The 15,034-nt window shown below is 65.3% G+C and carries 15 protein-coding genes; 7 read left to right on the top strand and 8 right to left on the bottom strand.

Annotated features, from left to right (window positions below; all coding sequences use genetic code 11):
• Positions 1-125: 125 nt before the first annotated feature.
• Together OZ10_RS04565 and OZ10_RS04560 are read left to right on the top strand one after the other, a co-directional pair.
• Entirely contained in the window at positions 126-1,646 is a 1,521-nt protein-coding gene (locus OZ10_RS04565) for a peptide MFS transporter (RefSeq protein ID WP_039412692.1), read from the top strand.
• An 11-nt stretch (positions 1,647-1,657) separates the two neighbouring features.
• Positions 1,658-2,248, top strand: a complete 591-nt coding sequence (locus OZ10_RS04560; protein WP_039412695.1) for a thioredoxin family protein — start codon at positions 1,658-1,660, stop codon at positions 2,246-2,248.
• Positions 2,249-2,961: 713 nt separating this feature from the next.
• Here the strand turns inward: OZ10_RS04560 and OZ10_RS04555 are convergent.
• The gene (locus tag OZ10_RS04555) at positions 2,962-3,450 is read right to left on the bottom strand and encodes a MarR family winged helix-turn-helix transcriptional regulator (protein ID WP_039412698.1); all 489 of its coding nucleotides are present in this window, start codon (positions 3,448-3,450) and stop codon (positions 2,962-2,964) included.
• A 121-nt stretch (positions 3,451-3,571) separates the two neighbouring features.
• On the opposite strand from OZ10_RS04555, the gene hppD reads away from it, so the two are divergent.
• The 3 genes from hppD (at position 3,572) to hmgA (ending at position 6,697) form a co-directional block, all read left to right on the top strand.
• Positions 3,572-4,687, top strand: coding sequence for a 4-hydroxyphenylpyruvate dioxygenase (gene hppD / locus OZ10_RS04550; RefSeq protein WP_039412701.1), 1,116 nt, complete (start codon positions 3,572-3,574; stop codon positions 4,685-4,687).
• 173 nt (positions 4,688-4,860) lie between these two features.
• Positions 4,861-5,253 (top strand): endonuclease domain-containing protein, encoded by a 393-nt coding sequence (locus tag OZ10_RS20990; RefSeq protein WP_081419306.1) that lies wholly within the window; start codon positions 4,861-4,863, stop codon positions 5,251-5,253.
• Positions 5,254-5,392: 139 nt separating this feature from the next.
• Entirely contained in the window at positions 5,393-6,697 is a 1,305-nt protein-coding gene (gene hmgA / locus OZ10_RS04545) for a homogentisate 1,2-dioxygenase (protein WP_039412703.1), read from the top strand.
• 121 nt (positions 6,698-6,818) lie between these two features.
• On the opposite strand, the gene OZ10_RS04540 is transcribed toward hmgA, so the two are convergent.
• On the bottom strand, positions 6,819-7,373 hold the full coding sequence (locus tag OZ10_RS04540; RefSeq protein ID WP_039412706.1) for a hypothetical protein: 555 nt from the start codon (positions 7,371-7,373) through the stop codon (positions 6,819-6,821).
• 172 nt (positions 7,374-7,545) lie between these two features.
• Between OZ10_RS04540 and OZ10_RS04535 the strand changes: the two genes are divergently transcribed.
• Positions 7,546-8,193, top strand: a complete 648-nt coding sequence (locus OZ10_RS04535) for a hypothetical protein (protein ID WP_039412709.1) — start codon at positions 7,546-7,548, stop codon at positions 8,191-8,193.
• Between the two features lie 234 nt (positions 8,194-8,427).
• Here OZ10_RS04535 and OZ10_RS04530 read toward each other — a convergent pair whose 3' ends face one another.
• The 6 genes from OZ10_RS04530 to OZ10_RS04505 are packed head-to-tail and all read right to left on the bottom strand — an operon-like array spanning position 8,428 to position 14,377.
• Positions 8,428-8,853, bottom strand: a complete 426-nt coding sequence (locus tag OZ10_RS04530) for a Na+/H+ antiporter subunit G (RefSeq protein WP_039412712.1) — start codon at positions 8,851-8,853, stop codon at positions 8,428-8,430.
• The gene (locus OZ10_RS04525; RefSeq protein ID WP_039412714.1) at positions 8,850-9,134 is read right to left on the bottom strand and encodes a K+/H+ antiporter subunit F; all 285 of its coding nucleotides are present in this window, start codon (positions 9,132-9,134) and stop codon (positions 8,850-8,852) included. Before OZ10_RS04525 ends, OZ10_RS04530 begins: the two co-directional genes overlap by 4 nt.
• Entirely contained in the window at positions 9,131-9,637 is a 507-nt protein-coding gene (locus tag OZ10_RS04520) for a Na+/H+ antiporter subunit E (RefSeq protein WP_039412717.1), read from the bottom strand. Before OZ10_RS04520 ends, OZ10_RS04525 begins: the two co-directional genes overlap by 4 nt.
• The gene (locus OZ10_RS04515; protein ID WP_039412720.1) at positions 9,634-11,178 is read right to left on the bottom strand and encodes a monovalent cation/H+ antiporter subunit D; all 1,545 of its coding nucleotides are present in this window, start codon (positions 11,176-11,178) and stop codon (positions 9,634-9,636) included. The genes OZ10_RS04520 and OZ10_RS04515 overlap by 4 nt, the downstream gene beginning before the upstream one ends.
• Positions 11,175-11,549 carry a Na+/H+ antiporter subunit C gene (locus OZ10_RS04510; protein WP_039412723.1) on the bottom strand — a complete coding sequence of 125 codons (375 nt, stop codon included), beginning with the start codon at positions 11,547-11,549 and terminating at the stop codon, positions 11,175-11,177. The genes OZ10_RS04515 and OZ10_RS04510 overlap by 4 nt, the downstream gene beginning before the upstream one ends.
• Positions 11,549-14,377 (bottom strand): monovalent cation/H+ antiporter subunit A, encoded by a 2,829-nt coding sequence (locus OZ10_RS04505; protein ID WP_039412726.1) that lies wholly within the window; start codon positions 14,375-14,377, stop codon positions 11,549-11,551. The genes OZ10_RS04510 and OZ10_RS04505 overlap by 1 nt, the downstream gene beginning before the upstream one ends.
• Positions 14,378-14,543: 166 nt before the next feature.
• On the opposite strand from OZ10_RS04505, the gene OZ10_RS04500 reads away from it, so the two are divergent.
• Positions 14,544-15,034 (top strand): NAD-dependent epimerase/dehydratase family protein (locus tag OZ10_RS04500; RefSeq protein ID WP_039564043.1); only part of this gene is annotated, 491 nt, incomplete at its 3' end.

Raw genomic sequence — 15,034 nt, 5'->3', positions numbered from 1 at the left:
CACTGTCATCAAGCCGCCGACTCCGGCGAATTTGACGCGTACATGACGTCTAAGTGATCCTCGCGCGTCGCCCAGGGTTCGGCCCTGGTGCACCCAGCCATTACTGAATACGCAAGGGACTCCACATGAGCGTTGACGCAACTGCGCCGACATCCGCTTCCACTCCGCCGCAGCCGCCTGCGCCTCCCGAGTTCCCCACGTTGCTCGGCCACCCCCGGCCGCTGTGGATGCTGTTCATGACCGAATTCTGGGAACGCTTTGCGTTCTACGGCATTCGCTGGGCGCTGGTGCTGTACATCGTGGCGCAGTTCTTCGGCGGCGATGCCACCGGCCAGGCGCCGGCAGGGCGCACCTACGGCGCGTATCTGGCGCTGGTGTATGCGGCGGCGATCTTCGGCGGCTACGTGGCCGACCGCGTGCTCGGCTACCAACGCTCGATCCTGGTGGGCGCGGCGGTGATGGCCACCGGCCTGTTCCTGATCGCCATTCCCGACCACACCATGTTCGAGATCGGCCTGGCCACCGTGGTGGTGGGCAACGGCCTGTTCAAGCCGAACATCTCCACCATGGTCGGCAAGCTGTATTCGGTGGCCGATCCGCGCCGCGACAGCGGCTTCACCATCTTCTACATGGGTATCAACCTGGGCGCGATGATCTCGCCGGTGCTGACCCAGCTGCTGGCCGAAAAGGTGTTCGGCACCGAGGCGATGCCGGCGTACAAGATGGTGTTCATGGCCTCCGGCGTGGGCATGCTGGTGAGCCTGGTGTGGTTCTGGATCGGCCGCGCCCAGCTCAAGGGCATCGGCGCGCCGGCACCGCATGCGCAGGGCCTCGGCCGCGTGCTGATGGTGCTGGTGGGTTGCCTGCTGGCAATCCCGGGTGTGTACTTCCTGCTCGCCGTGGGTGCGGACGTATTGCAGATCGTGCTGACGGCGCTGTTCATCGGCCTGTCGGTGATGCTGCTGGTCGAAGGCATTCGCGAGGGCAAGGTGCAGCGCGACAAGGTGATCGCGATGCTGATCATCTTCGCCTTCAACGTGCTGTTCTGGATGTTCTTCGAGCAGGCCGGCAGCTCGTTCACCTTCCTGGCCGACAACATCGTCAACCGCAACTTCGGCAGCTGGACCTTCCCGACCGCGTGGTTCCAGTCGGTCAACTCCATCGCCATCATCGCGCTGGCACCGGTCATTGCCTGGATCTGGGTCAAGTCCGGCCGCTTCAATCCGTCGATTCCGCGCAAGTTCGGCCTGGGGCTGATCTTCAACGGCCTGGCCTTCCTGCTGCTGATGTTCGCGCTGTCCAGCCTGGTGAGCGATGCCGGCAAGATCCCGTTCTGGACCTTGTTCATGGTCTACGTCATCCAGTCGGTGGGCGAGCTGTGCCTGTCGCCGATCGGCCTGTCGATGGTGACCAAGCTGGCGCCGGTGCGCCTGGTCGGTTTCGGCATGGGTGGCTGGTTTTTGTCCACCGGCATCGGCAACAACCTGTCGGGTATCTTTGCCGGGCATGTCAGCGGAAGCGAAGGCATGAGCGTGGCGTCGGCGCTGGGCGGATATACCTTCGGGTTCTGGGCGCTGGTGGGCGCCGGCGCGCTGCTGTTCCTGATCGCGCCGCTGATCAACAAACTGATGCATGGTGTGAAGTGAGGAGAAAAGCGATGCCGATCAAACCCCTGGTCTGTGGCCTGTTGCTGACGGGCCTGTTGAGCGCCTGCGGGCAGCCCACCGAGCAACAGGAGGCGCCACGGCCGCTGGATACGTCGATGCAGAAACCCCCCAGCGCCGACCCCAGCCAGCCGGTGTCCTCGGGCAACACGCCGACCGCGGCCGATATCGCCGCGGCGGCCGCACTCAACGCGCAGTACGACCCCTCGCGCGATCCGGCGGCGGATCTGGAAACCGCCAAGGTCGAGGCCAAGCGCGGCGGCAAGCGCATCGTGCTCAATGTCGGCAACGCCGCCTGCGAGCCGTGCAAGGCCTTGGACGAGCTGATGGGCGGCGACGCCGAGCTGCGCAGCTTCCGCGATGCGCATTTCGTGGTGGTCAAGGTCAATCGCGATGCGGCCAATGAAAACGCCGCGTTCCTGTCGCAGTTTGCCCAGCTCAACGACTACCCGTCGCTGCTGGTGCTGGACAACGACGGCAAGCTGCTGACCACCCAGGCCGGCCCGGAGTTGCGCAAGGGCGAGGGTTTCGATCGCAAGAAGCTGTTCGATTTCCTCAAGCAGTGGGCACCGCCGGAAGCCTGAGCGCGCCTCACGGTGCGGCCTGCGTGCGCAAGCGTGTGGCCGGGCAGTGTCTGCGAGGATGCGCCGAGGAGCGGCCCCTCATCCGGCGCGTTGCGCCACCTTCTCCCGCAAGCGGGAGAAGGGAGTGTGGTTGGTTGCGCATTGGCCGGAGCGCACCTTCTCCCGCAAGCGGGAAAAGGGAGAGTGGTTGGATGCGCGTTGGCCGGAGCGCACCTTCTCCCGCAAGCGGGAAAAGGGAGAGTGGTTGGATGCGCGTTGGCCGGAGCGCACCTTCTCCCGCAAGCGGGAAAAGGGAGCGTGGTTGGATGCGCATTGGCCGGAGCGCTTCCTTCTCCCGCTTGCGGGGGAAGGTGCCCGCAGGGCGGATGGGGGCGAGCGAAGCCTGCCGTCAGTCCTTGCCGGCCATGCGTGACAGCCGGTCCCTGGCCAGCCGAACAATCAGGTGCTTCAGCAACGGCTGCCCATCGGCGCTGAAGATCGATATCAGCCACTGGTCCATCTCGCTGACCAACGCAGCGACGGTCTCGTAAACCTGGCGCCTTCTCCCGCGCGCGGGAAAAGAGAGTGTGGTTGGTTGCGCATTGGCCGGAGCGCACCTTCTCCCGAAAGCGGGAAAAGGGAGCGTGGTTGGAAGCGCATCGGCCGAGCGCTTCCTTCTCCCGCTTGCGGGGGAAGGTGCCCGCAGGGCGGATGGGGGCGAGCGAAGCCTGCCCTCAGTCCTTGCCGGCCATGCGTGGTAGCCCATCCTTGGCCAGCCGGTCGATCAGCCGTTCCAGCAGTTGCTGTTCCTCGTCGCTGAACACCGACATCAGCCGTTGTTCCATCTCGTTGACCAGCGGCGCGACGGTCTCATAGACCTGGCGCCCGGCCGGCGACAGTGCCAGCATCGAACGACGGCGGTCGTCGCCATGGGTTTCGCGGCGGATGAAGCCGCGCTCCAGCAGCCGGGCCACTGCGCGGCTCACTGCCACCTTGTCCATCGCTGTGCGGTCGGAGACCTCGCTGGCCGAAGAACCCGGATACAGCGCCAGGATGGTGATCACCCGCCACTCCGGAATGGCCATGCCGTAACGATCGCCGTATACCTTGGCGATGTTGCTGCTGATGCGGTTGGACAGCACGCTCAGCCGATACGGCAGGAACTGCTCCAGGTTGAGCAGCACGGGGTGTTGCGGCGGATGGGGGGCGTCGTGATCGCTCATGTTGCACTGTGTCTTGATTTTGGTTTCATTTGCAACTACAAACGGAGGGTGGCCTGCGCATTCTCGCGGGTCTTCTGCTAGTCCGCATAGCCCTGCGACGCCCCAGCGTGGAGAAACGACGATGAGCGCACAACCGAACACCACTGTAGCCCGCCCGGATCCGGGTATGCAGGTCACCACCTTCGACAATCCGATGGGCATCGACGGGTTCGAATTCGTCGAGTTCGCCGCACCGGCAGGCCAGGCGGCACAGCTGCACGACTATTTCCGCGCGATGGGCTTCAGCGCCGTGCTGCGTCACCGCAGCCGCCCCATTACCGTCTATCGCCAGGGCGGGGTCAACTTCCTGCTCAACGAAGACCCCGATTCGTTTGCGGCCGATTTCGCCGCCGCGCACGGCCCCTGCGCCTGCGGCTTTGCCATCCGCTTCCGCACGCCGGCCGACACGGTGCTGCAGACGGTGCTGGGCAACGGCGGCGAAGCGGTGCAGAACAAGCCCGACACCCGCGCGGTGCCAGCGCCGGTGGTCAAGGGCATCGGCGACTGCATGCTGTACCTGGTGGACCGCTACGGCGAGGCGGGCAGCATCTACGATGCCGACTTCGAACCGATCGAAGGCGCCGACCAGCACCCGGCCGGCTTCGGGCTGACCTTTATCGACCACCTCACCCACAACCTGTATTTCGGCAACATGCAGCGCTGGTCGGATTATTACGAGCGCTTGTTCAACTTCCGCGAGATCCGCTACTTCGACATCAAGGGCGCCAAGACCGGCCTGGTGTCCAAGGCGATGACCGCCCCGGATGGCATCGTGCGCATCCCGCTTAATGAATCGTCCGATCCCAAGAGCCAGATCAACGAGTATCTGGACGCCTACCAGGGCGAAGGTATCCAGCACATCGCCTGCTTCACGGACGACATCTATACCAGCGTGGAGAAGATGCGCGCGGCTGGTGTGAGCTTCCTGGATACGCCGGACACCTATTTCGACGTGGTGGACCTGCGCATTCCCGAGCATGGCGAAGATGTCGAACGCCTGCGCCGCAACAAGATCCTGATCGACGCCGATCCGGATACCAAGCAACGCAAGCTGCTGCAGATCTTCACCACCAACTGCATCGGCCCGATCTTCTTCGAGATCATCCAGCGCAAGGGCAATGAAGGCTTCGGCGAAGGCAATTTCCAGGCGCTGTTCGAAAGCATCGAGCGCGACCAGATCAAGCGTGGGGTGCTTTGAGGGCAGGGATTGGATATTGGTGATTCGGGATTCGGGTCAGCTGCACATTGGCACGTAGTGGAGCCCCCGCACTCCGTAACGCGGTTGCCTGACAACATAGGCCAATGAAACCGCACGTGCTTAAAGCCCCTCTCCCGACGGGAGAGGGGCTGGGGTGAGGGTACGGTGGAGCGATGCGAATCAAATCGCCATTACCCACCGTTGGACTCACCAATGCGCGCGCGTTACGAACAGCAATGACCGACGCAGAACGCGCGCTCTGGCGCTGTCTGCGTGCGAATCAGCTCCGAGGCTTCAAGTTCCGACGGCAGCATCCGATTCCGCCGTACATCGCAGATTTCTGTTGTGTCGACGCAATGTTGATTGTTGCGTTGGACGGATCGCAACATCAGGAAGTCAGCGATCAAGCAAGAACGCAATGGCTGCAATCGAAGGGTTGGACAGTGCTGCGCTTTTGGAACAACGATGTACTGCTTTCGCTGGACGCGGTGGTTGAAGCGATCTTCAAAACAGTCGCTATACCGTACCCTCACTCCTACCCCTCTCCCGACGGGAGAGGGGCTTGATCCACCCCAAGCCCAGCCTTCTGCGGTGGTTGAGGCGATCTTCATAATAGTCGCTACCCCGTACCCTCACCCCAACCCCTCTCCCGGTGGGAGAGGGGCTTAAATCCCAGCCTCCTTGGGGCTCATTCGGACGCATGCCATGCACAACCTACAGCGCTACATGACTGGCTTCGGCAACGAGTTCGCCACCGAAGCCGTTGCCGGTGCTCTACCGGTCGGGCAGAACTCGCCGCAGCGCGTGGCGCATGGGCTGTATGCCGAGCAGTTGTCCGGCACCGCGTTCACCGCGCCGCGCGGCGAGAACCGGCGCAGCTGGCTGTATCGGATTCGTCCGGCCGCCGTGCATGGCAGTTTCTCGTTCATCGAGCAGTCGCACGTGCACAACGCCTTCGGCATCGGCCCGGTGCCGCCGGATCAGCTGCGCTGGAGCCCGTTGCCGCTGCCAGCCGTGCCCACCGATTTTGTCGATGGCCTGTACACCATGGCAGGCAATGGCGGCCCCGAAGCGATGACGGGCGTGGCCGTGCATCTGTATGCCGCCAATGCCTCCATGCGCGAGCGGTTCTTCTATAACGCCGATGGCGAGTTGTTGCTGGTGCCGCAGCTGGGCCGGCTGCGCGTGTGCACCGAGCTGGGTGTGCTCGACCTGGAGCCGCAGCAGATCGGCGTGATTCCACGCGGCGTGCGGTTTCGCGTTGAATTGCTGGATGGCACCGCACGCGGCTACGTGTGCGAAAACTTCGGTGGCCTGCTGCGCTTGCCCGACTTGGGGCCGATCGGCTCCAACGGGCTGGCCAACCCGCGCGATTTCGAAACGCCGCATGCGGCCTTCGAACAACGCGAAGGCGCGCTCGAACTGGTCGCCAAATTCCAGGGTCATCTGTGGCGTGCCCACATTGGCCACTCGCCGCTGGATGTGGTTGCCTGGCACGGCAACTACGCGCCGTATCGCTACGACCTGCGTCGCTTCAACACCATCGGTTCGATCAGTTTCGATCACCCCGATCCCAGCATCTTTACCGTGCTGACCTCGCCCAGCGACACGCACGGCACCGCAAACATGGACTTTGCCATCTTCCCGCCGCGCTGGCTGGTGGCGCAGCACACCTTCCGCCCGCCATGGTTCCACCGCAATGTGGCCAGCGAATTCATGGGCCTGGTGCGGGGCGTCTACGACGCCAAGGCCGAGGGGTTCGCACCCGGCGGTGCATCGCTGCACAACTGCATGAGCGGGCACGGCCCGGATGCGGCGACGTTCGAGAAGGCTTCGCAGGCGGACCTCACGCGTCCGGACGTCATTGCAGACACCATGGCGTTCATGTTCGAAACCCGTGCGGTGCTGCGGCCCACCCAACAGGCGCTGCAGGCCAGTCATCGGCAGGGCGACTATCAGCAGTGCTGGTCCGGGCTGCGTGCTGCATTCACCAATCCGTCCACGGACTGAGCAGCGCCGCAGGGAATGCAGATCGCGCCAACTGGCGCAGAGGCGTAGAGGCGATCAAGCACGTGATCGCCAGTGACCCTGTCCTTGCGTCAACCGCCACGCATCGACAAGCGGGCTGCAATCAGGCGGCCTGCAATGCCTCCGGAAGCAGTTCGCCGATACGCGCCCGCACGCGTTCGGCGTACGAGGCCGAGGTGAACTGCGGCAGCTCCTGCAATGCCACGCCGATGGCGATGCCGATCTCGTCGTCCGCACGCGCCGCCTGCAGCTGGCGATGCAGCGCTGCGGCGGCCGGGTTGCGTTGCAATTGCAGGATGTCCAGCAGATACAGCCGGGCGTTTGTGGCCGCGCGCCGGCGCTGGCGGTGCAGGTCGTCGGCGGTGGGCATCGCTTGCAGGGTCTGAACCACCGTGGGCGCCGTTGCAATCAAGGAAGCTGCGGTACGTGCAGCGGTCTCGGGCACGGCTGCCTTCGCGCTGTCGTCGGCAGGCGTCAGATAGCCCATTGCACACAGCGTCTGCACCAGCGCGGCGCCGTTGTCGCCGAGCAACTGCGCAAGTGCGGTCAAGTCACGTTGGCCATCGGCCAGGATCAACGCACGGCGCTGCAGCAGGGTCAGCGGGCTGCGATGCGACTGCAGCGCAGTCAGGGCGAGTGCGGTCTTGCGTGGGGTCATGGCGGCGATCCTGCGAAGCCGGCAGGGTGAGCGTTGCCAATGAAACGCCGATGACATTGGCGCGACACCTTGCACCGTACATGCCAGTGCCAACATCGGTGGCAATGACCTCCACCTCCACATTGCCACCCTGCGCGCTGTGTACGCTTGGCCAACGCACAGGAGCATATCGATGACATCCAGATTGTCTGGCTTGCTGGGAATGGTGCTGGTCGTTGCAGGCTGCCATCGCGCGGACGACACGCCGGCCGCAGCAGCGCCGGCCGAGGCGGCCCACACGCCGGTGGCGTCCGCCAACGACCAGCCTGCGGACGCGGTACCGCCGGCCACGGCGCCGGTGGGCACGTTTCCACCGCAGGTGCGGCCGCAGCCCACCACGCTTGCGCGGATGGATGGCTACGGCGACCTGCGCCTGGGCATGGATGCCACGCAGGCGCGCACGGCGTGGGGTGGCGAGCTGCGCGGCAGTGCAGCCAGCGATGGCGGCTGCTACCTGCTGCGTCCGCAATGGGCCCAGGATGCACGGGAATTCGGTTTCATGTTCGAAGGCGATCACCTGGTCCGTTACCAGACCACTGAGCCCAAGGAAGTTGCGCCAGGGGGCGGCAAGGTCGGCATGACGCTGGCGCAGCTGCGCGCGTTGTATCCGCAGGGGCTTGAAGCGCAGCCGCACAAATACCTGCCGGGCGCGCAGACGCTGCGGCATACCGATGCCGCCACCTCGTCGGCGCTGATATTTGAGACCGATGCCGAGGGCAGGGTGAGCAGCTGGCGAGTCGGGCAGCCGCCCCAGGTGGACTACGTCGAGGGCTGCGGTTAGCCGCCTGCGTGCGAGCAGGGGGCGCCATCGGTCAGACGCGTGGCACGCGACCTGCGGGCGTTGCCTCAATTACAACAATGCGTGCCAGTCACACAACGTGGCGGCGACGCACCTGCAACGATGCGTGTGCGTGTGCGTGTGCGATCCGACTCAGTCGCCGTGCGCACTCCGGCATGCCACGCGCAGCAAGAACACTGCGCCCTAGTCCTAGCCCTAGCTGCCGCTGCCGCACGCTCAGCGCGGCTCGGACGACGGCCGCTCGTGCTGCCTGGCGGTTTGCTCGTTCTCGCCGATATCGCCGTCGCTGGCCGGCGTGGGCAGGCCTTCGTTTTCCATCTCGCCGTGATTGGGCACTTCCGGGCGATCTTCCATCATCAGCGACAGCGCGGCCTTGGCCATCATGTGGGCGCTGATCGGTGCGGTGATGAACAGGAAGACGGTGATCAGCAACTCGCGCGGCTGCGGGTCCACGCCCAGGAACAGGTGATAGCCCACCGAGCCCAGCAGCACGCAGCCCACGCCCAGGGTGCTGGCCTTGGTCGGCGCATGCAGGCGCTTGAAAAAGTCCGACAGCTTCACCAGCCCGAAGGCGCCGATCAGGATGAAGAAGGTGCCGACCAGCAGCAGCGCGCTCAGCAGATATTCGGTGAGCGCGATCATTCGACGATGTCCCGGCGCAGCACGTACTTGCTCAATACCACGGTACTGCCGAAGCCCAGCATCGCAATCACCAGCGCGGCCTCGAAGTAGATCGGCGAATCCAGGTACATGCCCAGCAGCATCAACTCGGCGATGGCGGTGATGGACAGTGTGTCCAGCGCCAGGATGCGGTCGGGTACCGTCGGCCCGCGCAGCAGTCGCCACAGTGCCATGAGGATGGCCAGGCCCACCGCATGCATGCAGATGACGATGGTCGATTCGATGAACATGTGACCGGTCATGGAAAGATCTCCATCAGAGGCTTTTCGTAGCGGGCCTTGATCTCGGCGATCAATGAGTCCGGATCGTCCAGATGCAGCACATGCACCAGCAGGTACTTGCGGTCGTCCGACAGCGCAGCCGACACCGTGCCGGGCGTGAGCGTGATCATGCTGGTCAGCGCGGCAATGCCATGGATGTTGGCGATATCCAGCGGCACCCAGATGAAGCCGGGATGGATACGCGACTCCGGCCCGAGCACCTGCACCGCGACCTTGATATTGGAGCGCACGATGTCGCCTGCGGCCACCAGCAGCATGCGCGGCACCGAGCGTAGCGAGCCGATGCGGGCGAATTCGCGGTCCAGCCGTGCGGCGAAGATCGGCACCACCACGCCCAGCAGCGCGCCCAGCACCCACTGCTGCGGGCCGAAGCTGTCGCTGAGCAGCAGCCAGAACACGAAGACCATCACGCTCAACGGCGCGGATGGAAAAAGCCGGCGCCGCCACGGCACGCGTGCGCTCATGGCTGCCTCCGTTGCGGGGTGGTCGCGCGCACCTGTTCCACATAGCGGCCGGGGTCGCGCAGCTGCGCGGCGGCATCGTCGGTGTAGCGCATCAGCGGTCCGGCGCAGACCGTCATTGCCACCAGCCCGCTCAGCAGCAGCAACGTGGCGGCCGTTTCCACCGGGCGCATGCGGCCACGGCGCTGCGGTTGCAGCTCGGGCGTGTCTTCCACCGCCGCCGGCACGCGCCAGAACAGGCGCACGCCGGCGCGGGTCAGGCCGATCACCACCAGCAGGCTGCTGCCAAGGACCGCGCCCCAGACCGGCGCCACCAGGCCTGCGGGCACGTGCTGCAGCAGCGCGGCCTTGGCCAGGAAGCCGGACAACGGCGGCAGGCCGGCGACGGCCACGGCAGCGATCATGAACATGGTGCCCGGAATGGCGCGGCCCGGTAGCGGTGCCACCACTTCCTTGCGGTCGCTGGCGCTGCCACGCCGCCGCCGGATCAGGTCCGAGACCATGAACAGCGCCGCGGCCACGAAGCTGCTGTGCGGCAGGTAATACAGGCCCGCGCCGAGCGCGCCTGCGTCGTCGAGCGAGAAGGCGATGAACAGGGTCGCCGCGGAAAACACCACCAGATACGACACCATCACCCGCAGCCGCGAGGCGGCCATCACCCCGAATGCGGCCATCAGCAGCGTGCCGATGCCCAGCCACAGCAACGCGTGCCGGCCGAAGCCGTGCAAGGCCCCGGCACCGGCGCCAAACCACAGGCTCGACACGCGCAAGACCGCGTACAGGCCCACCTTGGTCATGATCGCAAACAGCGCCGCCACCGCCGCCGGTGCGCGCGAGTAGGTCTCCGGCAGCCACAGGTACAGTGGCAACAAGGCGGCCTTGCTGCAGAACACCAGCAGCAACAGTCCGAGCGTGGCCTTGGCCATCGGCACATCCTGCGCCGGCAGCTCGGCGATGCGCTGCGACAGCTCGGCCATGTTGAGCGTGCCGAACACGCCGAACAGCAGCCCCAGCCCGATCAGGAACAAGGTCGAGGCGCACACATTGAACACCACATAATGCAGGCCCACACGCATCTGCAGGCCACGTCCGCCGCTGAGCAACAACCCATAGGAGGCGATCAGCATCACTTCGAAGAACACGAACAGATTGAAGATGTCGCCGGTCAGGAACGCACCGTTCAAGCCCATCAGCTGGAACTGGAACAGCGCATGGAAGTGCGGCGCGCGGCGGTCCCAGCCGGCGCAGGCATGCAGCAGGCAGGCCGTGCCCAGGACCAGCGTGGTCAACAGCATCCACGCAGACAGCCGGTCGCCCATCAGCACGATGCCCAACCGCGCCGGCCAATCGCCCAGCAGGTACACCAGCACGTTGCCCTCGGCAGCGCGGGCAAACAGCGCCAGCACCGCGGCGGCCAGCAAGCCCATGCTCACCCAGGCCACGCTGCGCTGCACGCGCGGCCCGTAGCGGCGGTGCTCGACAAACAGCGACGCCGACGCCCCCAGTATCGGGATCAGGATCGGCAGGATCAGCAGATGGTTCATCGCCGCGCCTGCCGCGTATCGACACCGGTGGCGGCATCTTCATGCGCATCCACGTGGTCGCTGCCATTGTCGCTGCGGCTGCGGATCGCCAGCACCAGGCTCACCGCGGTCATCGCAAAGGCGATCACGATCGCGGTCAGCACCAGCGCCTGCGGCAGCGGGTCGGTGTAGTGCTCCAGATCCACCGGCACGCCGTCGCGCAAGACCGGCGGCTGACCGGCGCGCAGCCGTCCGCCGGCGAAGATCAGCAGGTTGGTCGCATACGACAGGAAGGTCATCCCCAGGATCACATCGAAGCTGCGCGCACGCAACAGCAGATAGATCGCCAGGGCGGTGAGGACGCCGATCGCGCTTGCCAATGCCAATTCCATCAATGCTGCTCCGCGGTGCGTGTCGAACGTTGGGTGGGATCGATTTCGCCGCGTTGCGAACTGCGCGTGCGCGACGGTTTGATCGTGCCCATCATCGACAGCATCAGCATCGCCGCACCGAACACCACCAGGTACACCCCCACGTCGAAGCCCAAGGCGCTGGCCAGCTCCAGCTCGCCCAGCAGCGGCAGCGGCAGATCGACATGGCCGCTGCTCAGGAATGGCAGCCCGAACAGCAGCGAACCGGCACCGCTCAGCAATGCGCACAACAGGCCAATACCGATCAAGCGGATGTAGTCGAAGCCGAAGCGCGACTCCACCGACGCGGTGCCCTGGATCACGTACTGCATCAACAACGGCACCGCCAGCACCAGGCCGGCAATGAAGCCACCGCCAGGCGCGTTGTGGCCGCGCAAGAACAGGAACAGCGACACGGTGAGCGTCAGCGGGAACATGATCTGCGCCAGATCCGCCGGTACCGGCAGCCGGATCGCCGGCCCCGGCATGGTGCGCTCCGGTGCCATCCGCGAGCGTCGCAGCAGCGCATGCACCACCAGCCCGGCAATCGCGAACACGGTGATCTCGCCGAAGGTATCGAAGCCGCGGAAATCCACCAGGATCACGTTGACCACGTTGCGCCCATACGCCTCGGGCAACGCGCGTTGCAGCAACTCGCCGGCCACGGTGTGGGTGGGTTGCGTCATCAGGGTATACGCCAGCGCGGCCAGGCCGGTGCCGCCAATGATTGCGATGGCGACATCGCGACACTTGCGCAGCCGCGCGCGCTCGGGCAACGAGCGCTCCGGCAGGTAGTTCATCGCCAGCAGCATCAGCACCAGCGTGACCATCTCCACCAACAGCTGGGTCAACGCAAGATCCGGTGCGGACAGGAACACGAAGGTCAGGCTGACCGCCAGGCCGGTGCCACCAAGCACCAGCACCGCCAGCAGGCGCTGCTTGTACAGGAACAGGCTGCCCAACGCGCACGCGATCAACAGCAGCCACACCGTCCAGCCCAGCAGCGGCATGGGCGTAGGCGCAGGCCACTCCGGCAGCGCGCCCCCTTGCAGGAACGGCACCAGTGCCACCACCACCGCGCTCAGTACCAGCAGCATCAGCATGCGCTGCAGGTTGCCGTTGGTCACCGCATCGGTCATGCGGGCGGTGGCGCTGAACAAGGTGCGCAGGTTCCAGTGGAACAGGGCCTTGCCGGGCGAGCGGTTCTGCACCGCGTACAGATCCAGCATGCGACGGATCGCAACGTACAGCAGCGCCCCGCCGATCATGCCGGCGATGCTCATCGCCAGCGGCCAGTTGACGCCATGCCAAAGCGCCAGGCTGTATTCGGGCAGTGCATCGCCGAGAATGGCGCCGGCACCGGCGCGCAGCACCGGCGCCACGGTCCAGGCCGGCACGATGCCCACCGCCAGGCAAATCAGCACCAGCACATCCACCGGGATGCGCATCCAGCGCGGCGGCTCGTGCGGTGTGGTGTCCAGATCGAGCGGGCCATCGCCAAAGAACGTGTCGTGCACGAAGCGCAGGCTGTAGGCCACGCCAAGCACGCCGGCCAGCAAGGCGGCGATGCTCGCCAGGATGCGCATCAGCTGCGGCGCTTCGGTTTCCAGCGCCACCGCGAAGAACATTTCCTTCGACAAAAATCCGTTGAGTAACGGAATGCCGGCCATGGCCAGCGACGCGATGATCGCCAGCGCACTGGTGACGGGCATCAAACGGCGCAGATTGCCCAGCTTGCGCATGTCGCGCGTGCCGGTTTCATGGTCGATGATGCCTGCAGCCATGAACAACGAGGCCTTGAACACCGCGTGGTTGAGGATGTGGAACACGCCAGCCACCACTGCCATCGGCGTGGACAGGCCGAACAACATCGTGATCAGGCCAAGGTGTGAAATGGTCGAGTACGCCAGCACGCCCTTGAGATCGTGCTGGAAGATCGCGTACCACGCGCCCACCAACAACGTGATCGCTCCGATGCTGGTAACCGTATAGAAAAACAGGTCGCTGCCGGCCAGCGCAGGGTGCAGCCGCGCCAGCAAGAACACGCCGGCCTTGACCATCGTGGCCGAGTGCAGATACGCCGACACCGGCGTGGGCGCCGCCATCGCGTGCGGCAACCAGAAATGGAATGGAAACTGCGCGCTCTTGGTCAAAATGCCCAGCAGCACCAAGCCCAATGCATACGGATACAGCGGGCTGGCGCGGATCACATTGCCGGCGGCCAGCACCGCGTCCAGCTGAAAACTGCCGACGATGCGGCCGATCATCAAGACCCCGCCCAGCAGGGCAAGCCCGCCACCGGCGGTCAACACGAACGCCATGCGTGCGCCTTCGCGCGCATCCTGGCGATGCGACCAGAACCCGATCAGCAGGAAGGAGCTGATGCTGGTGAGTTCCCAGAACACCATCAACAGCAGCAGATTGCCCGACAGCACCATGCCGAGCATCGCGCCCATGAACAGCAGCAGATACGCAAAAAAACGCGATGCGCTATCGCGTGCGCTCAGGTAGTAGTGCGCATACAGCACCACCAGGGCGCCGATGCCGAGCACCAGCAGCGCAAACATCCAGGCCAGGCCATCCAGCCGCAGCGAAAACAGCAAGCCGATCTGCGGCAACCATGCATGCTCGCTGGCAATCACCTCACCGCGCAGCACTGCCGGCGTGAGTGTAGCAAGCACCAGCAACCCCGCCAACGGCGCGGCCGCAGCCAACCACGCGGTGATCGAACGCGGCGCGCGCCGGAACAGCGCAACGGCGGCCGCCATCAGGAATGGCAGCGCAAGCAGAATTTCCAACGAAAAAGGCATGCAGGGAACACAAGATTCGCGAGCAGGCCAGAGAGCTTAACAAACCGTTGACTGACGTCCGTGTCAACGCCGGTGCTGCATCACGCGCGGATGGGCCGCCAGATGGCTACGCAACTGCGCGGTGTACTGGGTATGCTGCCGTCATGCCCGCCTGCGCCGTTGCCCCGTGACCGCTCCCCATCCCGCTCCGACCACTGCCGTTTCTGCGCCGCGCGCCCTCGTGTTCGGTGGCAGCGGGCAGATTGGCGAGCGCCTGCTGACCCGTCTGCTGAGTCGCGGCTGGCAGGTCACCGCCTGGTCGCGTCAGCCGCGCGCCGCGCGCGCTGGATTGATCTGGAGACAAGGCGATCTGGCGATGCCGGCCGCCGCGGGCGAGGCGTTCGAGGTGATCTTCAGCTGCGGGCCGTTGGACCATTTCGCACGCTGGTATGCAGAAAACCCGGTGGTTGCACCGCGCATCGTGGCGTTTGGCTCCACCAGCGTGGAGGTCAAGGAACATTCCATCGATGCGGCCGAGCGCGACGTGGCGCAGCGACTGGCCCATGCCGAACAGGCGCTGTTTTCCGCAGCGCAGGCGCGCGGTGCCACTGCCACCGTGCTGCGTCCGACCCTGGTGTACGGTGCCGGACGCGACAAGACGCTGACGCAGATCGCCGG

Origin of the sequence: Xanthomonas cannabis pv. cannabis, assembly GCF_000802365.1 — a bacterium.
Taxonomy (GTDB): Bacteria; Pseudomonadota; Gammaproteobacteria; order Xanthomonadales; family Xanthomonadaceae; genus Xanthomonas; species Xanthomonas cannabis.
The sequence above is the reverse complement of the archived record's forward strand: the minus strand, read 5'-3'. Positions and strand labels throughout refer to the sequence as shown.